19 protein-coding genes are annotated in these 19020 nt (G+C 71.2%); 10 read left to right on the forward strand and 9 right to left on the reverse strand.

Features of this window, described 5'->3' with window-relative positions; all coding sequences use genetic code 11:
* The first annotated feature begins 5 nt into the window (after window positions 1-5).
* Window positions 6-536, forward strand: a complete 531-nt coding sequence (def, locus tag NDW01_RS10580) for a peptide deformylase (protein WP_252819307.1) — start codon at window positions 6-8, stop codon at window positions 534-536.
* 163 nt (window positions 537-699) lie between these two features.
* On the forward strand, window positions 700-1050 hold the full coding sequence (locus tag NDW01_RS10585; RefSeq protein ID WP_256511442.1) for a GNAT family N-acetyltransferase: 351 nt from the start codon (window positions 700-702) through the stop codon (window positions 1048-1050).
* 55 nt (window positions 1051-1105) lie between these two features.
* On the opposite strand, the gene NDW01_RS10590 is transcribed toward NDW01_RS10585, so the two are convergent.
* Window positions 1106-1897 carry an SDR family NAD(P)-dependent oxidoreductase gene (locus NDW01_RS10590; RefSeq protein WP_252819309.1) on the reverse strand — a complete coding sequence of 264 codons (792 nt, stop codon included), beginning with the start codon at window positions 1895-1897 and terminating at the stop codon, window positions 1106-1108.
* 111 nt (window positions 1898-2008) lie between these two features.
* Between NDW01_RS10590 and NDW01_RS10595 the strand changes: the two genes are divergently transcribed.
* A complete protein-coding gene (locus NDW01_RS10595; RefSeq protein ID WP_252819311.1) occupies window positions 2009-2623 on the forward strand; it encodes a TetR/AcrR family transcriptional regulator in 615 nt (204 codons plus the stop codon).
* Window positions 2624-2729: 106 nt separating this feature from the next.
* On the opposite strand, the gene NDW01_RS10600 is transcribed toward NDW01_RS10595, so the two are convergent.
* The 6 genes from NDW01_RS10600 to NDW01_RS10625 all read right to left on the reverse strand — a co-directional run bounded on the left by NDW01_RS10600 (window position 2730) and on the right by NDW01_RS10625 (window position 8001).
* The gene (locus NDW01_RS10600; RefSeq protein ID WP_252819314.1) at window positions 2730-3281 is read right to left on the reverse strand and encodes a hypothetical protein; all 552 of its coding nucleotides are present in this window, start codon (window positions 3279-3281) and stop codon (window positions 2730-2732) included.
* A 243-nt stretch (window positions 3282-3524) separates the two neighbouring features.
* Window positions 3525-5093, reverse strand: coding sequence for a DHA2 family efflux MFS transporter permease subunit (locus NDW01_RS10605; RefSeq protein WP_252819315.1), 1569 nt, complete (start codon window positions 5091-5093; stop codon window positions 3525-3527).
* Between the two features lie 147 nt (window positions 5094-5240).
* Window positions 5241-5669, reverse strand: a complete 429-nt coding sequence (gene arfB, locus NDW01_RS10610) for an alternative ribosome rescue aminoacyl-tRNA hydrolase ArfB (RefSeq protein WP_252819317.1) — start codon at window positions 5667-5669, stop codon at window positions 5241-5243.
* A 222-nt stretch (window positions 5670-5891) separates the two neighbouring features.
* Entirely contained in the window at window positions 5892-6656 is a 765-nt protein-coding gene (locus NDW01_RS10615; protein WP_252819320.1) for a crotonase/enoyl-CoA hydratase family protein, read from the reverse strand.
* Between the two features lie 7 nt (window positions 6657-6663).
* Window positions 6664-7437, reverse strand: a complete 774-nt coding sequence (locus NDW01_RS10620; RefSeq protein ID WP_252819324.1) for an SDR family NAD(P)-dependent oxidoreductase — start codon at window positions 7435-7437, stop codon at window positions 6664-6666.
* An 84-nt stretch (window positions 7438-7521) separates the two neighbouring features.
* Entirely contained in the window at window positions 7522-8001 is a 480-nt protein-coding gene (locus NDW01_RS10625; RefSeq protein WP_252819327.1) for a hypothetical protein, read from the reverse strand.
* 90 nt (window positions 8002-8091) lie between these two features.
* Between NDW01_RS10625 and NDW01_RS10630 the strand changes: the two genes are divergently transcribed.
* From NDW01_RS10630 to NDW01_RS10655, 6 genes are all read left to right on the forward strand, one after another.
* Window positions 8092-8766, forward strand: coding sequence for a response regulator transcription factor (locus tag NDW01_RS10630; protein WP_252819329.1), 675 nt, complete (start codon window positions 8092-8094; stop codon window positions 8764-8766).
* Window positions 8763-10073 (forward strand): sensor histidine kinase, encoded by a 1311-nt coding sequence (locus NDW01_RS10635; protein ID WP_252819331.1) that lies wholly within the window; start codon window positions 8763-8765, stop codon window positions 10071-10073. The genes NDW01_RS10630 and NDW01_RS10635 overlap by 4 nt, the downstream gene beginning before the upstream one ends.
* 99 nt (window positions 10074-10172) lie before the next feature.
* Window positions 10173-11153 (forward strand): prolyl aminopeptidase, encoded by a 981-nt coding sequence (gene pip / locus NDW01_RS10640; RefSeq protein ID WP_252819852.1) that lies wholly within the window; start codon window positions 10173-10175, stop codon window positions 11151-11153.
* 161 nt (window positions 11154-11314) lie between these two features.
* Window positions 11315-12751: a glycoside hydrolase family 18 protein gene (locus NDW01_RS10645; protein ID WP_252819333.1), complete on the forward strand. Its 1437-nt coding sequence runs from the start codon at window positions 11315-11317 to the stop codon at window positions 12749-12751.
* A gap of 184 nt (window positions 12752-12935) precedes the next feature.
* Window positions 12936-14141, forward strand: coding sequence for a UDP-N-acetylglucosamine--N-acetylmuramyl-(pentapeptide) pyrophosphoryl-undecaprenol N-acetylglucosamine transferase (locus NDW01_RS10650; RefSeq protein WP_252819335.1), 1206 nt, complete (start codon window positions 12936-12938; stop codon window positions 14139-14141).
* Between the two features lie 42 nt (window positions 14142-14183).
* Complete coding sequence (locus tag NDW01_RS10655) at window positions 14184-15815, forward strand: hypothetical protein (protein WP_252819337.1); 1632 nt, start codon at window positions 14184-14186, stop codon at window positions 15813-15815.
* 182 nt (window positions 15816-15997) lie between these two features.
* Here the strand turns inward: NDW01_RS10655 and NDW01_RS10660 are convergent, their stop codons facing one another.
* Window positions 15998-16861 (reverse strand): helix-turn-helix domain-containing protein, encoded by an 864-nt coding sequence (locus NDW01_RS10660; RefSeq protein ID WP_252819340.1) that lies wholly within the window; start codon window positions 16859-16861, stop codon window positions 15998-16000.
* 164 nt (window positions 16862-17025) lie between these two features.
* Here NDW01_RS10660 and NDW01_RS10665 point away from each other — a divergent pair, with 164 nt between their 5' ends.
* Complete coding sequence (locus NDW01_RS10665) at window positions 17026-17553, forward strand: ATP-binding protein (protein ID WP_252819342.1); 528 nt, start codon at window positions 17026-17028, stop codon at window positions 17551-17553.
* Window positions 17554-17724: 171 nt separating this feature from the next.
* Here the strand turns inward: NDW01_RS10665 and NDW01_RS10670 are convergent, their stop codons facing one another.
* A complete protein-coding gene (locus tag NDW01_RS10670) occupies window positions 17725-18555 on the reverse strand; it encodes a putative protein N(5)-glutamine methyltransferase (protein ID WP_252819344.1) in 831 nt (276 codons plus the stop codon).
* Window positions 18556-19020 lie beyond the last annotated feature (465 nt).

A 19020-nucleotide genomic window follows, 5' to 3' on the forward strand; every position in this document is an offset into this window, starting at 1 on the left:
GGGCTGTGAGACGACGACGCGGCGGTGCGGGCACCGTACGGCCGATCCGCTACATGGGCGACCCCGGGTTGCGCACCGAGTGCGACCCGGTGCGTTCCTTCGACGCCGACCTGCGACGGCTGATCGACGACATGTTCGCGTCGATGTACGCCAATGACGGCGCCGGACTCGCGGCCAACCAGATCGGCGTCTCCCTGCAGGTCTTCGTCTACGACTGTGACGACGACGAGGGCCGCAACCACGTCGGCCACGTGGTCAACCCGATCCTGGTGTCCGCCGACGGCGAGACCATCTCGGACGACGAGGGCTGCCTGTCGCTGCCCGGCCTCCGCTTCCCGACGCCGAGGTACGACCACGCGGTCGTCGAAGGCGTCGACATGACAGGCGCACCGCTGCACGTGGAGGGCACCGGCTACTTCGCCCGCTGTCTCCAGCACGAGACCGGCCACCTCAAGGGACGGCTGTACGTCGACACCCTCCAGGGCGACGCGCGCAAGGCCGCGCTCCGCGCCGTCCGCGCCGCCGACTGGAGCTGACGCCCCCACCACCGGAGCCGACGGCCCCCGCCCACGACCGGAGCGGACGGCCCCGCGTGCCATCGAACCCGCGGGCACCCAGGACGCCGGTGAGCTGCTGACGCTGCAGCGCGCCGCGTACGCGAGCGAGGCGCGGATCTACGGCGACCCCGGGCTCCCGCCGCTGGTCCAGACCCTCGACGAGCTCACCGAGGAGCTGCAGCGGGGCATCGCGCTCAAGGTCACCCACGGCCATCGGATCGTCGGCGCCGTACGCGGCCGCGTCGAGGACGACATTCTCCACATCGGCCGGCTGACCGTCGCACCGGACTTCCAGGGCCGGGGCCTCGGCACCGCCCTGCTCTCGGCCATCGAGGAGTCGGTCACCCCCGCCGTACGGCGCGCCGCCCTCTTCACCGGCCATCTCAGCACGGCCGACCTCCGCCTGTACGAGCGCCTCGGCTACGTCGAGGAGCGCCGGGAGCCGCTCCGTCCGGGCGTCGACCTCGTGCACCTGGCCAAGCCGCTCGCCTGACGCGCGTGCCCGGCGAGGGTCCCGGCCCGCTGCAGGCCCTCGCCGACCACCCCGGTCAGACCGTCTTGATCGCACCACCGTCGATGACCAGATCCGCGCCGTTGACGCTGGCCGCGAGGGGCGAGGCGAGGTAGGTCACCAGCGCGGCCACCTCGGCCGGCTCGATCAGCCGGCCCGTCGTCATGCCCGTCTGCTGGGGCAGCGCCGCCAGGAGCTCCTCCTGGGACACGCCGAACGCCTTCGCCAGCCCGGCGCCATAACCGTCGGGCGCCTCCCAGAGCGCGGTCCGCACCGCCCCCGGCGAGACCGTGTTCACCCGGACCCCCTGAGGCCCGAACTCCTCGGCGAGCGCCTTCCCGAACGCGGTCAGCGCCGCCTTGGCCGTCGTGTAGGGGACCGGCCCGGCGTGCGGCATGCGCGCACTGTTCGAGGAGATGTTGACGATCACGCCCCGGCTGCGGAGCAGGCCGGGCAGAGCGGCGCGGGTCGTACGGACGGCGGCGAAGAAGTTCACGTCGAACAAGGACTGCCAGTCGCCGTCCGCGAACCCCAGGAAGCCCGGGACCGTCTCGGACCCGTCGTCTCCCCCGCCGACGTTGTTGACCAGCAGGTCCAGGTCGCCGCCGAGCTCGGCGAGGGCCTGGTCGACCAAGTGGGCGGGACCGTCGGGCGTCGCCAGGTCCACCGGAACGGTGATCGCACCGGTCTCCTTCAACTCGGGCGTGATCGTCCGTGCCGCCGCCACGACGCGGACGCCCTCCGCGGCGAGAGCCGTCACGATCGCCAGCCCGATCCCGCGGCTCGCGCCGGTCACCAGGGCGGTACGACCAGTGAGCTGAGTGTCCATCCGAACCTCCCACACCGAAAGTCGCGACCTTCGCGACGCAGTCAATCTAATAACCGCGACGTATATGTTGCAAGTAGATCCTCAGTCGGGCCTGGGAGGTAACATGTCGGGGTGGCGACAGTGAACCAGCCCCGGCAGCAGACGAAGCGACCACTCCGGGCCGACGCCGAGCGCACGGTGCGCACGATCCTGGAGGCGGCCGAGCGCGTCCTCGCCGCCAATCCGGCGGCGACCATGGAGCAGGTCGCCGAGGCGGCCGGAGTGGCCCGCACGACCGTTCACCGTCGCTTCGCGACCCGTGAGGCGCTTCTGGACGAGCTGACCGGCTGGGCCGCCCGCCAGTTCGCCGAGGCGGTCGACTCGGCGCGTCCGGACGCCACCCCGCCCCTCGTGGCGCTGTACCAGGTCACTGCCAACGTCCTGCGCGTCAAGACCAGTTGGTCGTTCGCGATGAACCGCACCTTCGACGAGGCGCATTCGGAGGCCGCCCGCATCCACGCCGAGATCCAGGTGCGCTGCGTCCAGCTCCTCCGTCGCGCCCGCGAGGCGGGAGTGCTCCGACCCGACGCCGACCTCGACTGGACCCGCCGTGTCTACTACGCGCTGATCCACGAGGCCACCGCGGAGACCGACGACGGAGACGCCGACGCCCTCGCCACGAAGGTCGTCGACACCCTGCTGCGCGGCTTCGGCTCCCCGGCCGGCGCCGCCGCGGTACACGCCTGAGCCACCGATGGGAGAGGAGCGGGTCCGGGGAAGGTCTGTGGATAAGCCCCGCTCTACGCCGAGGATTTTCGTCGTTCCCGCCACCAGAGCCCTCGGCACTCCGCGCTCAGCCGCGGCGCCCCCAGGGTTTGACGACGGAGAGCACCACGTTCGTCGTGTACAGGGCGATGGCGACGCACGAGATGATCACGAGGTTGTACGGGAGGAAGCCCAGGTGCATCCGCGCGATGGATCCCGTGGGATGCCGCGCCGCCGCACGCGCCGCGTCGTGCAGCCTGGCCGTGAAGGCGAGGTTCGACGCCGCCGTCGCGGCCAGGGTCAGCCAGAACTTCACCGCCACCCAGCGGTACCGGAACAGCCGCCACGGCGTCCCCAGCGCGAGGATCAGCCCGCTGATCAGGGAGAGGAGGCTGAGCGGCAGGACCAGCGCGTCGCCCAGCAGCGGCATGGCGCGGTAGGCGGTGCGCAGCGTGTCCGCGTCCGAGGTGGCGAGGGCGCACAGCGCGAGGACGAGCACGCAGACCATCAGCGTCAGCCACCCCATCGACGTGATCAGGTGCACGACCAGCGTGGTCTTCCGGGCGGCCGGTGAGAGCCGGAGACGCGACGGCGTACGAACGGCGGAGGCTGACGAAGGAGGACTGGACACGTCGGTCATGTCAGACCACGATCCCCATGTCACTTCGGCGAGTCGTCCCCTGCCCGGAGGCACCTCCCCTACGCCACCGGGCGTACGACCGGTGGCGACCCGCTCCCCGCGACGGCCCACCCCCGACCAGCGCTCCGCGGGCCGGCCGGGCACGAGGTCGTCGGCATGACCCGCTCGGCGGCGCCGAGACGGAGGACGACGACGGCCCCGTGGCCGGGAGGCCACGGGGCCGGGACGAGTGCTCGATGCGGATCAGTGCATCGGCATCGGGGGCTCCGCCGGAGCGCCGGTCGGCTTGCGGCGCGGCAGGAGCAGGGCGGGGATGAAGGCCAGCGCGAGCAGGCCCACCGCCCACCAGTAGGTGCTCTGGAAGGCGTCGGCCATCGGGCCGACGATCTTCTGCATGATCTGCGGCGGCAGCTTCTGGGCGGCGGACAGCCCGCCGCCGCCCGCCCCGCCGCCGAGCTTGTCGGTGAGGGCGTTGGCGAGCAGGACGGACATCAGCGCGGTGCCGATCGAGGCGGACACCTGCTGAATGATGTTCAGCATGGTGCTGGCCTTGGGCACCTCGTCGTGGGACAGCGTCTGGATCGCGGCCGCCATGGTCGGCATCATCGTCATGCCCATCCCCAGGCCCATGACGAACAGCACGGCGCCGAGCGTCCAGTACGAGGTGTCGGCGTGCAGGACCGAGGTGAAGCCGGCCACGGAGCCGACGACCACGAGCAGGCCGATCAGGACGACCCGGCCGGGGCCGATCCGGTCGGTGAGCTTGCCGCCGACCGGCATCGTGACCATCGCGCCGATGCCCTGGGGGGCGAGCAGCAGACCGGAGGAGAAGGCGCTCTCCTGGCGGACGACCTGGTAGTAGAGCGGCAACAGCAGCATCGCGCCCATGAACGCGCACATGAACAGGACCATCGTGCCCGACGCCGCCGCGACGGAGCGCCGCTTCAGCAGCCGCAGGTCGATCAGCGGAACGCGGGCGGTCAGCGCGCGGACCGCGAACAGCACCACCAGCACCGCTCCGGCGATCGTGGTGATGAGGACCTCGGGCTTGCTGAAGTCGCTCGCCTGAGCGCCCTTGGCCAGGCCGTAGATCAGCGAGGCCAGGCCGGGCGACAGCAGCACGAGGCCGAGCAGGTCGAGGCGTTCACCCGGGCGCGGGGTGTCGCGCTCGAGGATCCGCGCGGCGAGGAACAGCGCGACGACGCCGATCGGCAGGTTGATGAAGAAGATCCAGCGCCAGGAGACGTCGTCGACCAGCCAGCCGCCGAGGATGGGACCGCAGATCGGCCCGAGCAGCATCGGGATGCCGACGACGCTCATCACCTGCCCGACCCGCGACGGGCCGGCCTTCTGGGTGAGGATCGTCATGCCGGCGGGCATGATCATGCCGCCGCCGAGGCCCTGCAGGACACGGAAGGCGATCAGCGACTCGGCGGACCACGCCATGCCGGCCAGCGCCGATCCGAGCACGAAGAGCGCGATGGAGATCATGTAGAGCCGCTTGGTGCCGAACCGCGCCGACGCCCACCCGGTGACCGGGATCACCGTGGCCAGGGCCAGCGTGTAGCCGGTGGCCACCCACTGGATCGTGGCGAGTGACGAGTGGAAGGCTCCGGCGAGGTGGTTGATCGCGACGTTGACGACGGTGACGTCGAGGATCGACATGATCGCGCCGAGGACGACGACCATGGCGACCGCGAGCACTCCCCGGTCGAGCCCTGCCGGCGGCTCGGATATCTGCGGTGGATCCTCCGCGAGTTCAGGGGAGGGGACGGCACTCATCTGGGTCTTCCAATCGTCGGTGACGCCCATCGGGGCGACTAGCTGCGGTTTCAGCGGCGAACCATGATGCCGTGTCGCATCGGCGGACCATCATGCCGGGGGGCACCGACAGTCTCGCAATCGAATTAACGTGCGCGCGCCGCCCCGCCCGTACAGCGCCCTTCGGGGCGGTGGCGGTCAGCCGTCGAAGCGGCCGGAGCGGCCCCGCTTCACCTCACCGCGGCGGCGCTTGTTCTCCAGGCGGCGTTCGTGGACGCGGCGGCTGGGCTTGGTCGGACGGCGCGGCTTGGGCGGAGGGGCCGTGGCCTCCGTGAGCAGGGCGGCCAGCCGGGCCTTGGCGGCCTCCCGGTTGCGCAGCTGCGACCGGTACTCCTCGGCGCGGATGCTGATCACCCCGTCGACCAGACGTCCGGCGAGGCGCTGCAGCGCGCGTTCCTTGTACACCTGCGGCAGCGCCGCCGATCCGGCGAGGTCGAAGGACAGCTCGGCCGCGGTGTCGCTGGTGTTGACGTGCTGCCCGCCCGGCCCCGACGAGCGGGAGAAACGCCAGCGGAGCTCGGCGTCGGGGATGACGACCGAGCCGCGGACACGCACGGGTTCGGACATACGCCCGATTATCCCCGGCGCACGCGCTCCCTGTCGCCTCATTTACGGCCGGATCGGCGTAGACGTCGCACCGGCGCGGGCGTTCCTTCCCCAGCGCGGTGATCCCGTACGTGCGGCGCCTCCCTGGGCCGGGCCCTCCACGGGCGGGCGCCGTGGGAGTGGGAGGGTCTCCCGGGCGCCGGGGCGCCGGGGGCGTGGCGGGTCACGCCCCCGGCGCGAGGGTCACTCGCCGGACCAGTTGGGCGTGCGCTTCTCGGCGAAGGCGGCCGCGCCCTCCATCGCGTCCTTGGATCCGAAGACGGGCATGATGATCTCGCCCTGCCGGGCGAACTGCTCATCGCTCGGCCAGTCGCGGGACTCGACGATGACGCGCTTGGTGGCGGCCAGCGCCAGCGGGGCGTTCGCCGCGACCTTGGCGGCCAGCTCCTTGGCGGTCCGCAGGGCCTCTCCGGGCTCGGTGACCCGGTTGACCAGGCCGAGCTCGGCCAGTCGCGCGGCAGGGTAGTGGTCGCCGGTCAGCGCGATCTCCAGCGCGGCGTGGTACGGGATCCGCTGCGGCAGCCGGAGCAGGCCGCCCGCTCCGGCGACCAGGCCGCGCTTGACCTCCGGGAGCCCGAACTTCGACTCCGACGAGGCGACGATCATGTCGCAGGACAGCGCCAGTTCGAAGCCGCCCGCCAGGGCGTACCCCTCGATGGCGGCGATGATGGGCTTGGCCGGGGGCCGCTCGGTGATGCCGCCGAAGCCGCGCCCGCCCTTGCTCGGATCGTCGCCGGTGAGGAACCCCTTGAGGTCCATGCCGGCGCAGAAGGTGCCCCCGGCGCCGGTGAGGACGTAGGCGGAGACGTCCTTGCGCGCGTCGAACTCGTCGATCGCGCTCGCGATGCCCTGGGCGACGGCACCGTTGACGGCGTTCCTCGCCTCGGGCCGGTTGATCGTGATGACGGCGACGCCGCCGTCCACCTCGGTCAGGACCGCGTCCGACATCAGGACCTCACTTGGGCTGGAAGCGGATGCCGCCGTCGAAACGGATGACTTCGGCGTTGACGTAGTCGTTCTCGACCAGGGAGCGGACCAGGTGGGCGAACTCGGACGGCCGGCCCATGCGCTTGGGGAAGACGACCGGCGCGACGAGCTTCTTCTTGAACTCCTCGGCCTGCTCGCCCTGGCCGTAGATCGGCGTGTCGATGATGCCGGGGCAGATGGTGTTGACGCGGACGCCGATGGCGGCCAGGTCGCGGGCGGCGGGCACGGTCATGCCGACGATGCCGCCCTTGGAGGAGGAGTAGGCGATCTGGCCGGTCTGCCCTTCGAGGGCGGCGACCGAGGCGGTGTTGATGACCACGCCGCGGGTGCCGAACTCGTCCACCGGGTCGGTCTTGGCGATCGCGGCGGCGCCGAGCCGGAGGCCGTTGAACGTGCCGATCAGGTTGACCTCGATGACCTTCTTGTACGAGGCGAGGTCGTGCGGAGAGCCGTCGCGGTTGACGGTCCGCGTCGCCCAGCCGATGCCGGCGCTGTTCACCACGACGCGCAGCGGCGCGCCGGTGGCGACGGCCGCGTCGACGGCGGCCTGCACCTGCTCCTCGTCGGAGACGTCGACCTTGACGAAGACGCCGCCGATCTCGTCGGCGATCGTCTTGCCCTTGTCCTCGTTGAGGTCGGCGACGACCACCTTGGCACCGTGCGCGGCAAGGTCCCGCGCGGTCGCCTCACCCAGTCCGCTCGCGCCGCCCGTGACGATGGCGGCAACTCCGTTTACGTCCATGAGCAGGAGGCTACCGGACGAGGCCGAATCAAATTCTAGTGATGTTACTCACGCGTATCAAAAATTGTCCAAGCGGTCCGACCGCTATTGCTCCTGGACCTGTACGGCGGGTGCGTGACCGTTCCAGGTGCAGAACAACGTCGAGGTGTGCGCGTCCTTCGTGAAGTCGACCCGCAGCCAGCCCGGCGCGTGCCAGGTCCGCACCTCGTACCCGCCGGCCGGGGTGGCGGAGACCAGCCGGGCGGACGTCGCGGTCATCGAGAGCACGACCTGGCCGCCGGTCAGGGTGTAGCTCCGGGCGTCCGTGTGCGGCGACGGCGTGGGCCGCGCACTGGACGGCCGGGGCGACGCGCGCCGTACGGTCCGCTTCGGCGTCGCGCGTACGGTCGGGCTCGCCGGTGACGGCGAGGAGGGGTCGGCACCCGGGGAGACGGGGACGTGGTCGACCACGGAGCGGGCCGGCGGCGGGCCGAACACCGCGTTGTGCAGGACCGGGCGCGCGCCGAACCACACCAGCATCACCGCCAGCGCGGTGGCGCCGCCCCAGGCGGCCACGTATGTCATCGCCCGTCGCACCGCCCCATGGTGCCGCAATAGCCGTACTTTGTTGCCTTTTCGGCGGTTATGCGGCGCTCAACCTCTAGGGTGCCGGGCATGGCGAATGTGCTCGTGGTGGAGGACGACCCGTTCGTACGGTCGGCACTGATCCGGGAGCTCACCGAGCGGGCGCACGCCGTCCGCAGCGCGGGTACGGCGCTGGACGCCCTCCGTGAGGTGACCCGCGCCGCGCCGGACGTCGTCATCCTGGACCTGGGGCTGCCCGACCTCGACGGCGCGGAGGCGCTGAAGATGCTGCGCGGCGTCTCCGACGTCCCGGTGATCGTGGCGACCGCGCGCGACGACGAGACCGAGATCGTACGGCTGCTGAACGCCGGGGCCGACGACTACCTGATCAAGCCGTTCTCCGCCGAGCACCTGAGCGCCCGCCTCGGCGCCGTGCTCCGCCGGTCCCAGCAGACGGCCCAGCCGCGGGCGTACCAGGTGGGCGGCCTGCGGGTCGATCCGGACCGGCGCGAGGCGTTCCTCGACGACCGGCCGCTCGACCTGACGCGACGGGAGTTCGACCTGCTGGCCCACCTGGCGTCCCGCCCCGGCCACGTCGTCTCCCGGCGGGAGCTGCTGACCGAGGTGTGGCGGCAGCCGTACGGCGACGACCAGACCATCGACGTGCACCTGTCCTGGCTGCGCCGCAAGCTCGGCGAGACCGCCTCCCGCCCGCGCTACCTGCACACCGTACGCGGCGTGGGCGTCAAGCTGATGGCGCCGTGAGGCGGTCGCTCGCGCTCGTGTCGGCGGCCGTCACCTCGATGGTCGCGCTGGCGTTCCTCATCCCTTTGGCGCTGATGGTGAAGGAGATCGCCCGCGACCGGGCGCTGAACGACGCCGAACGCCAGGCGGGGTCGCTCGCCCCCGCCCTGGCCGTCACCACCGACCGCGCCGCGCTGCAGCGCGCCGTCGCCAGCACCCAGGCCGGAGCGGCGGGCCGGATGGCGGTCCACCTCCCCCTCCGGACGGGAGGCACGGTGGGGACCTCGCGGGCGCGGTCCGGTGACCTCGCCACCGCCACCACGCGCGGCCGGTCCTTCTCCGCACCGGCGGCGGGCGGCTACGTGCTGCTGCAGCCGGTGGCGCTGGACCAGGACCGTACGGCGATCGTCGAGGTGTACCTGCCGCGCCAGGACCTGGCGCGGGGCGTACGGCCGGCGTGGATCACGCTCACGGTCGTGGCCGCCGTGCTCGTCGCCGGATCCGTCGTCGTCGCGGACCGCCTCGGCGCCCGCGTGGTCGGCTCCGCGCGGACCCTGGCCCGCGCGGCGACGGCCCTGGGCGGCGGCGACCTGCGCACCCGGATCGACCCGCAGGGGCCACCGGAGCTGCGCGACGCGGGCCGCGCCTTCAACACGATGGCCGACCGTGTCGAGCAGCTCCTCGCCGCCGAACGCGAGCTGATCGCCGATCTGTCCCACCGGCTGCGCACCCCCCTCACCGCGATGCGGCTGAACGCCGCGGCGCTCGGCCCCGAACCCGCCGCCGAGCAGACCCGGCTCGCCGTCGCGCGCCTGGAGGAGGAGGTCGACTCGATCATCCGCTCGGCGCGCAAGCCGAAGGAGACCGCCCGGTGCGACGCCGCGGAGGTGCTCCGCGACCGGATGGCCTTCTGGTCCGCGCTCGCCGAGGACCAGGAACGCGACTGCGAGCTGATCGGCGCGGACACGCCCGTCGCCGTCCCGGTGCCGCGCGGCGAGCTCAGCGCGGTGCTGGACTCGCTGCTCGGCAACGTGTTCCGGCACACCGCGGAGGGCACGGCGTTCGCGGTGACGCTGCACGCGGGCGCGGGCCTGGTCGGCATCCTCGTGGCCGACGCGGGCCCCGGCATCGCCGACCCGGAGGCCGCGCTGCGCCGGGGATCCAGCGGCGGCGGCTCCACCGGCCTCGGCCTGGACATCGCCCGCCGCATGGCGGAGACCGTGGGCGGCGACGTCCGGATCGACCGCTCCCCCGCGCTCGGTGGCGCGCAGGTGCAGATCTGGCTGCCCACGACGCCCAAGCGCCCCCGCCGGAACCGGCGGCCCTAGCGTCACAGAACCGTCCGTGGCGTCGCAGGACCGTCCGTCCGCATCCGGGGCTCGTGCGGGCCGCTGATCACCGGTTGGCTACTAATTACCCTCATGGCGTTGAGAGAGCTCTATCCCCCGATCGAGCCGTACGAGTCCGGCCTCCTCGGTGTCGGTGACGGCAATGACCTGCACTGGGAGGTCTGCGGAAACCCCGCCGGCAAGCCCGTGGTCTTCCTGCACGGCGGCCCGGGCGGCGGCATCCTGCCCGGCTTCCGCCGGTTCTTCGATCCGGCCGCCTATCGCATCGTGCTGTTCGACCAGCGCAACTGCGGTGCCAGCCGGCCCAGTGCCGGCGACCCGCGGGTCTCGCTGGAGCACAACACGACCCCGCACCTGGTCGCCGACATCGAGCGGCTCCGCGAGCATCTGCGCATCGACCGCTGGCTGGTCTTCGGGGGCAGCTGGGGCAGCACCCTCGCCCTCGCGTACGCCCAGGCCCATCCGCACCGCGTCACCGAACTCGTGCTTCGCGGCATCTACCTGGTCCGCCGGTCCGACGAGGCCTGGACGTTCACCGACACCGGCATCGCCCAGTTGTTCCCCGCCGAGTGGGCGGCGTTCCGCGACGCCGTCCCCGCCGCCGAGCGGGACGACCTGATCGCCGCCTACGGCCGCCGTATCGGCGACCCGGACCCGGCGGTGCACCTCCCCGCCGCCCGTGCCTGGATGGACTGGGAGATGTCCGCCAACACCCTGCTCCCCGTCGAGCCCCCGGCACTCGACGACGTGGCGCTTCTCGCCTCCGCCCGCATCCTCCACCACTACATCGCGGGCGGCGGGTTCCTCCCCGACGGCGGCCTGCTGCCGGGCATCGACCGCATACGGCACATCCCCGCCGTGATCATCAATGGTCGTTACGACATGAAGACCCCGCCTCGCCAGGCATGGGATCTGCACCAGGCCTGGCCCGAGGCCGAGTTCCACATCGTCGAGGACGCGGGCCACGGCAGCATGGAATCCGGAATCCGGCACCAGCTGATCGACGCCACCGACCGCTTCCGTTCCCCAAGCTCCGCGAACGGACCCGGGGTGGCGTGAAGCCGGACGCTCCACTCGGAGCCGGGCACCGGATCAAACGCGCTTCAACCGCTCCTTAAGCACGCCTTAACGGCCGTCCACGGGGCGCCGCGCGGCCGTACGTTGGCACCGCCCTGCAGGCGCAGACCCCGCATCCCCGGTTCCACTGGAGGTAGTCCCTCATGAACGCAGACCGCGCGCGCCGCCGACGGCGGATGCCGCTGCTGGTCGGCCTCGCAGCCGTGATCGGCGCCGGCGGCGTCGCCCTGGCGACCGGCGGCGCGAGCACCGGCGGCCTGATGGCGGCGAGCGGCTCGGCCGACACCGCCTCCGTACGGGCCGCGTACCGCACCGTCTCCTCCTGGGACACCGGCTACACCGGCCAGTACACGCTGACCAACGGCGGCACCGACACCGTGCACGGCTGGGACCTGTCCTTCGACCTGCCGGCCGGAGCGAAGGTGACGAGTCTGTGGAACGGCGTGTCCCACCAGGACGGCACGCACGTCACGGTGAAGAACGAGAGCTGGAACACCGACCTCGCGCCCGGCCAGGAGCGGCAGGTCGGGTTCACCGTGGACGGCAAGGCGGCGGCCCCGACCGCCTGCCAGGTCAACGGCGCCTCCTGCTCCGGTGACGGCGCGCCCGCGCCCTCCCCCACCACGAGCACTCCCGCCCCGCCGTCGACCCCGCCCTCGGATCCGCCGACCACCCCGCCGTCCTCGTCGAGCGGCGGCTTCGCGCCGTACGTCGACGTGGGCCTCTACCCGCCGTTCGACCTGACCGGCACGGCCGCCAAGACGGGCGTCACGACGTTCAACCTGGCCTTCATCGTGGCCGGCGGCGGCTGCACGCCCAAGTGGGGCGGCTCCCAGGCGCTCGCCGACAACGACGTCGCCAAGCAGATCGGCGCGCTGCGCACGGCCGGCGGTGACGTCCGCGTGTCGTTCGGCGGCGCCAACGGCACCGAACTCGCCCAGGCGTGCTCCGACGCGGGAACGCTCGCGTCCGCGTACAGGCAGGTCATCGACGCGTTCAAGCTGAAGAAGGTCGACTTCGACGTCGAGGGCGCCGCGATCGCCGACCAGGCCGCCAACGGCCGGCGCGCCCAGGCGATCGCCACGCTGCAGAAGCAGGTGCCGGGCCTGGACGTGTCGTTCACGCTGCCGGTCCTGCCGTCCGGGCTGACCCAGGACGGCGTGAACCTGCTGAAGAACGCCAGGCAGAACGGCGACTCCGTCTCGGCCGTCAACATCATGGCGATGGACTACGGCGACGGCCAGGCACCGAACCCGAGCGGCAAGATGGGCGACTACGCCATCCAGGCGGCGACCTCCACCGAGGCGCAGGTCCGTGACGCGCTCGGCCTGAGCAGCGCGTGGAGCCGGATCGCGGTCACCCCGATGATCGGCGTGAACGACACGAACACCGAGGTGTTCACCGTCGCCGACGCCAAGAAGCTCGCGGCCTTCGCCAAGCAGAAGAACCTCGCGTGGCTGTCGATGTGGTCGGCGACCCGCGACAAGGCGTGCCCCGGCGGACCGCAGCAGTGGGCGAGCGCCACCTGCAGCGGCGTCGCCCAGAACGACCTGGACTTCACCAGGGCGTTCACCGGCTGACCCGACTTTCCTCTCCCCGCTCCCTGGCGGGGCCGTGCAGCGCACGCACGGCCCCGCCAGGCCCCTGTCCGGGGGCGGGATGGATCACATGGCCGCGGTTCCCGCGCCCCGCCCCCGTGCTCATGGCTACCGTGGGAGGGCCGGTATGAAGATCAACCGGTTACGTCGACCGAGGTTGCCTCCCGTGAACAATGAGAACGTCTCCCACCCGCCCTTCGCCGCGGAGCCGCCGCTCCGCCTGATCGTCACCGGCGGGGGGACCGGCGGCCACACCTACCCGGCCCTGACCGCGGTGCGGACCCTCCGGGCCCGGCTGCAGCGCTCGGGCCGCGCGCTGGAGGTGCTGTGGGTCGGCAAGGCCGACAGCCTCGAGTCGCGGGTCGCCGCCGGGGAGGGCATCCCCTTCGCCACGGTCGTCACCGGCAAGATCCGCCGCTCCAGCAACCCGATCAAGCTCCTGTCGCCGGCCAACGTGAAGGACATGCTCCGGGTCCCGCTGGGCGTGCTCCAGGCCCGGAAGATCATCAAGAGGTTCCGCCCGGACGTGGTGCTGGCCACGGGCGGCTACGTCGCCGTCCCGGTCGGGGTCGCCGCCGCCCGGCTGTGCCACCGTCCCCTGGTGGTCCACGAGCAGACGGTCCGGCTCGGCCTGGCCAACCGGAGCCTCGCCGGCCGGGCGACGCGCGTCGCCGTCTCCTCGGAATCGACCCTGCCGCTGCTGCCCGAGAAGACCCGCGCGAACGCCGTGGTCACCGGCAACCCGGTACGGCCGGAGGTCCTCCAGGGACGGCCGGAGAAGGCGGTCCACGCGCTGAACCTGCACGGTTTCGACCCGCACCGCCCGACCGTGTACGTCACCGGCGGCGCGCAGGGGTCGCAGCAGATCAACACCCTCGTCGCCGGCATCCTGCCGTGGCTGCTGTCCCGCGCCAACGTCATCCACCAGTGCGGGCCGGACAACCTCGCCGGCCTCCGGCAGCACACCGCGTCCCTGCCGCAGGAGCTCGCGGCCCGCTACCTGCTCACCGACTACGTCGGCCCGGAGCTGCCCGACGTCCTCGCGCTGGCCGACGTGGTCATCTCCCGGAGCGGCGCCGGCACGATCGCCGAGCTCACCGCCCTGGGCAAGGCCGCCGTGTTCATCCCGCTCGCCTCCGCGGCGGGCGACGAGCAGGCGCACAACGCGCGTCACCTGCAGGAGACCGGCGCCGCCGTCGCCCTGCTCGGGGAGGCGACGCCGCAGACCCTCGGCGCCGCGGTGGATCCGCTGCTCTCCGACCCGGCCCGGCGGGTCGCCATGGCCGAACGGGCCCGCGCCGCAGGACGCCCGGACGCCGCCGACCGGCTCGTCGATGTCCTCTTGTCCGTCGTGACCCCCGGAGCTCACTGAGCCTTCCGGGGCGTGGAGGAGTCCGAAGGAGCGCCGAGCCGCATGGACGGATTCACGGCTCATTCCGAGGCCATCGGCGACGCGGCCCGCGGCGCCGATGCCCTGGCCTCCCGCGTCCAGGACATCCACCGCACCACCGACGCCGTGGCGCACTCGCTGTCCGGTTCGCACCCGTGGGGGATCCTCAGGCCCGTACGAAGTGAGTTCCTGTCGCTGGCGGCCGAGTTCCAGCAGCACCTCGGCCACATGTCCGGTGCGATCGAGGGCGCGCGAGAACGCCTCCACACCATGGGGGCCCACTACTCCGCGACCGAGACGATGATCCTGCAGACCCTGGCCCTCGCGGGGCGCGACCACGGCAGCGGCCAGGAGGTCCGCCGGCTGAATCCGGCCTCGCGCTTCTACCGGGACCACCGGACCTGGAACGGGGTCATCACCGCCCTTCCCCCGCCCTTCGGCGCGGCCGGGGCGGCCGCTCTCGACGCATGGCGCTTCACCGGCGACCTGACCAGCGACGACAAGTACAACATCGGCACGGACATCGCCCTGCTGGCCACGGACGCCTCCTCGGCCTTCCTCGAGATCCGCGCCAACTACGACTTCCTCCTCGCCGATCCGATGGGCTTCCTGGTCCGCTACGGCCTCGGCTTCCTGCTCAACGCCTTCTACTGGACGAAGTGGGTCGTGGACTGGCTCACGGGAGATCCGATCGCCGTCGGACAGGCCGCGTACAACTTCGACAGCATCGCCGAGAGCTGCCGCGGACTCGCGGAGGACCTCGGCGAGGCCCTGAGCCGCGCCCTGAGCGGAGAACGAGGGGACGCCGCGGACGCGGCGCGCACCCGCCTGACGGCCCTGCGCGACGGCATCGCGGACACCGGGAACAGCGCCGACCGGATCGCCGCCCTGCTGCAACTCGTCAGCTCGCTCATCGCCGACGTCGAGACCATCCTGCGGGGAATGATCAGCAATCTCGTCGCCTGGGCGGTCTACGCCTGGATCAGCGCCGGACTGCTCGCGGCCGAGTCGTTCGGCGTCTCGGAGGTCGCCGCCGTCAGGCAGATCACCGCCGAGTCGTCGAGAACGGCCGGCCAGGTGACGAGCGTGCTGACCCTGCTCAAGGCCTTCATCCGGCGCATCGGCGAACTCATGGCCCGGCTGCGCACCGAGCTACGGCACATCAAGGAGAAGTCCTTCGCGAAACTCCTCGACTCGTCCGTCGGCGCGAAGTTCTGGAACTCGCCGTACGGCGGCGGACGCCAGACCATGGACTACGTCAAAGAGGACGCGGTACGGGGAAGGCACGCGAAGATCAGCGACTTCCACATCTTCGTGAGCACGTCCAAGCAGGCCGTACGAGCCACGCAGAACGGCGCTCTCAACAAGTTCGGATTTCACCTGTATCGCACCACCCCGACGGGAGAGCGCTATCCCGACGGCAAGCGGCACATCCGGATGATGTCGTACCAGGTGTCGGACGGCAACGGCGGAGTGCGCTCGGTACGGAACCCCGTCGGAGTCGTCGGCGCCTCGGCGGCGACCGTCCTGCCGATCGGCCGCAGCGTCGAGTACCGGCTGAGAGCCGGCCACGTACCGCCCGGCCAGGTCATCGACCAGAACCTCGACCTCTGGGCCACCGAGGGAGACCCGCAGACCCCCGACCCGGCCTCCTGACCCGCTCCCCCGCCCCCAGGGCGCACCGAACGGCGTAAGACCCGGGACTCCGCAGTGTCCGTCAGCAGATCACAACCGCCACTTCGACGCACTCCCCGGTGTTCGTGCTGGACTCAGTCTTCCGCCAGTCGACGTTCAACAGATCGATCTCGGACATGAACGCACGTCCCTCGCTGGGTGGGTCAAGAATTCGCCAGTTCCCCGGCGATGAACGTCATCGTATCGGCGGGGCTCAACGCCACCCCGACGAGATGCCTGAATCCCTCGTGAAACGCGCTGACCTCGGCTCTCTCCTCGACGTACAGTTCGCCGGCGAAATTATCGACGTAGACGGCGTCCCGATCGGCCTCTTCCGGGAACTGCAGGATCGTGAATGGGCCACGCCCGGCACCGGGATGCGCGCCGATGGCGAACGGGATCAACTGCAAGGTCACGCCGGGCAGGCGGGCCACCTCCGCCAACCGCTCCAACTGGGCACGCATGACCTGCGGTCCGCCGATCGGGCGGCGCAGCACCGCCTCGTCGATGACCGCCCACACACTCAACGCATCAGGCCCGGTAAGGATTTGCTGGCGCTCCATCCGTACGGTGACGCGGTCTTCGAGTACTTTCTCACTGGCCTCGTCCGGCGTGACCCGGATCAAGGCACGGGCGTACGCCTCGGTCTGAAAAAGGCCCGGGACGATCAGCGGCTGGTAGGTGAGGAGCTTCGTCGCTTCTGCTTCGAGACCGATGTAAGTCGTGTACGTCGCCGAGAGCATTTTGCTGTACGGCTGCCACCAACCCTTCTGGCGGCCTTCCCGAGCAAGACGGAGAAGTTCCTCTCGCTCGCGTTCATCGGTGACGCCATAGATCTCCAGGAGGTTACGGACGTCGCCGATGTTCGGCCGGATCCACTGAGCGCTCTCGATGAACCGCAGCTTCGCGACGGAGAACTCCAGTCGCTCGGCGACCTGCTCCAAGGTCATCCCGGCATGGGCACGCAACTGCCGTAGCTCGGCGGACAAGCGCCGACGGCGCAGGGTCGGGCTACGGCGTTCTGGCATGCAGGCGATCGTAGCCACCACCGTCAGGGAACCAGTCATAAGTCACTTTTCATGCCAGGCAAACATTGCCCTTGAAACTTTGCCTCATCAACGCCATGCTAGCTCAGTACCTGGCCACCAAGTCGGACAGCCCAGGCCTTCATTCGTTACCGAGAGTAGTGACGATGTCACCTGAACCAACTATTGCCGGACATGTCACCCCCGCCGGCGCCTCGCCCCTCGTCACCCCCGGCCTCCGGCGGCCGTCATGGATCGCGCTGCGCGCCGAACCCGCCGCCGTCGCTCGTGGCCGCCGCTTCGCCGGTGACGTCATCTCCGGGCACACCCTCGACGCCGATCACGCCTATACGGTCCGGCTCCTGGTCTCGGAGCTGCTGACGAACGCCGTCAACGCCGCCCGCGCCCTGCGCGAATGGCCGTACGACGCCTGGCCGTTGCGCCTCGACGTCGCCGCCTGCAGCCGGTGCGCGTACCTCGCCGTCACGGACCCCGATCATCGGCCGCTACCCGCATCCGATGAGGGCGGGCAACTCGTCGAGCACGGACGCGGCCTCGGAATCGTCGACCACATCGCGGCCGCCCGATGGGTCACCTACGCGGAGCACGGCAAGACGGTGCACGTCGTCGTCGCGGCACCCGACGTCACGTTAACGTCCGAGGAACTGAAGCGGATCCGGGACGCCCGCCGGTAAGGGAAGCTGCCTTCTGGACAACGCCGAGGATCGTGGTGCCGTCAGCAACCAAAATCCACGGCAATAACGGCGGCCCTGGTCTCTACTGATCAGCGAAATGCAGCAATCGGGACATTCAACCGGGCCGGACCGACGCCCGCCCGTCGTGCCCTGCCGGTGCCGCGCCCCGGTTCACGGGAGGGTGCCGATGATGACCGTCGCGTCGGTCTCCTCGCAGGTCGCCACGCGGGCGGACAGGCCGGCGCGCGCGACGACCTCCAGCGCGGACGGAACCTGGCGGTCGCTGGTCTCGAAGAACAGGTGACCGCCCGGGGCCAGCCACGCCGGCGCCTCCGCGGTCACGCGGCGGGCGATGTCCAGACCGTCGGCGCCGCCGTCGAGCGCGACACGCGCCTCGTGGTCGCGGGCCTCGGCGGGCAGCAGGGAAACCTCTCCCGTGGGGACGTACGGGACGTTGGCCAGGAGGACGTCGACACGACCGCGCAGCGTCGCGGGCAGCGGTTCGTACAGGTCGCCCTCGTACACCCGGCCGCCGACGGCCGCGAGGTTGCGACGGGCGCAGGCGACGGCCGCCGGATCGATGTCGGCGGCGTACACCTCGGCTCCACACGTCTCGGCTCCGCGTGTCCCGGTGGCGTCTAGTGCCTCCGTGCCGGCGAGCAGCGTGGCCAGCGCGGTGCTCAAGGCGCCTGAGCCGCAGCACAGGTCGAGGATCACCGCGCCCGGGCGGGTGAAGGCGGCGGCCTGGTGGACGAGGAACTCGGTGCGGCGTCTCGGCACGAACACGCCCGCATCGACCGCGACGCGCAGCCCGCAGAACTCTGCCCAGCCGAGGACGTGCTCGAGCGGCAGGCCGGCGACGCGCCGGTCCACCATGGCGGCGAGGTCACCGGGCGTACGCGCCGTGTCCAGCAGCAGCCGGGCCTCGTCCTCGGCGAAGACACAGCCGGCGGCCCGGAGACGGGCGACGATCGCGGCGGGGGAAGGGGAGAAGGTCGACATGAGAGGACGACAACCCTACTAGTGCCTGCCTCAACGACAGCTCAGTGCTGCCGGTGGTCGATCGCGCAGAACGTAGGCGGCCGACCGCCCTGGCTGCCCCGGTCCTTGCGGCGCCGGATCTGGTCGGCCCCGTGAGGACCCGGGCTCAGCCTTCGCGGAGCACGGACACGAGTGTCGGACCGACCGAACGGGAAGCGAAAGATCCCACCAGAGACCCATTCGTCGCGGTGCCACAGTCGGTGCGGATGGACACAACCAGCCTGGGCGCCGCAGGGAAACTCGAAATCAGGAATACCTGCGACCGAGAAGCCACCTCAGGACACCCGTGATCGCCCGGCAGTATAGGCGATCTCATCAGAGTCGCTATACGATCGATATGACGCACGGAGATTGATACATCTGCATTCAGCTCGACATTGTCGGCGCTGTGATCACTCGCAACGTAGAAGCAGGCTCGAAGCGCGC

Origin of the sequence: Actinoallomurus soli, from assembly GCF_024055715.1 — a bacterium.
Classification (GTDB): domain Bacteria; phylum Actinomycetota; class Actinomycetes; order Streptosporangiales; family Streptosporangiaceae; genus Actinoallomurus; species Actinoallomurus soli.

What these genes read in the sequence shown, in the direction of transcription:
- NDW01_RS10590 (WP_252819309.1), bottom strand. Translation starts at nt 1,897, where the DNA reads ATGGACACTCAGCTCACTGGTCGTACCGCCCTGGTGACCGGCGCGAGC.
- NDW01_RS10600 (WP_252819314.1), bottom strand. Translation starts at nt 3,281, where the DNA reads ATGACCGACGTGTCCAGTCCTCCTTCGTCAGCCTCCGCCGTTCGTACG.
- NDW01_RS10605 (WP_252819315.1), bottom strand. Translation starts at nt 5,093, where the DNA reads ATGGGCGTCACCGACGATTGGAAGACCCAGATGAGTGCCGTCCCCTCC.
- arfB (WP_252819317.1), bottom strand. Translation starts at nt 5,669, where the DNA reads ATGTCCGAACCCGTGCGTGTCCGCGGCTCGGTCGTCATCCCCGACGCC.
- NDW01_RS10615 (WP_252819320.1), bottom strand. Translation starts at nt 6,656, where the DNA reads ATGTCGGACGCGGTCCTGACCGAGGTGGACGGCGGCGTCGCCGTCATC.
- NDW01_RS10620 (WP_252819324.1), bottom strand. Translation starts at nt 7,437, where the DNA reads ATGGACGTAAACGGAGTTGCCGCCATCGTCACGGGCGGCGCGAGCGGA.
- NDW01_RS10625 (WP_252819327.1), bottom strand. Translation starts at nt 8,001, where the DNA reads ATGACATACGTGGCCGCCTGGGGCGGCGCCACCGCGCTGGCGGTGATG.
- NDW01_RS10630 (WP_252819329.1), top strand. Translation starts at nt 8,092, where the DNA reads ATGGCGAATGTGCTCGTGGTGGAGGACGACCCGTTCGTACGGTCGGCA.
- NDW01_RS10645 (WP_252819333.1), top strand. Translation starts at nt 11,315, where the DNA reads ATGAACGCAGACCGCGCGCGCCGCCGACGGCGGATGCCGCTGCTGGTC.
- NDW01_RS10655 (WP_252819337.1), top strand. Translation starts at nt 14,184, where the DNA reads ATGGACGGATTCACGGCTCATTCCGAGGCCATCGGCGACGCGGCCCGC.
- NDW01_RS10660 (WP_252819340.1), bottom strand. Translation starts at nt 16,861, where the DNA reads ATGCCAGAACGCCGTAGCCCGACCCTGCGCCGTCGGCGCTTGTCCGCC.
- NDW01_RS10665 (WP_252819342.1), top strand. Translation starts at nt 17,026, where the DNA reads ATGTCACCTGAACCAACTATTGCCGGACATGTCACCCCCGCCGGCGCC.
- NDW01_RS10670 (WP_252819344.1), bottom strand. Translation starts at nt 18,555, where the DNA reads ATGTCGACCTTCTCCCCTTCCCCCGCCGCGATCGTCGCCCGTCTCCGG.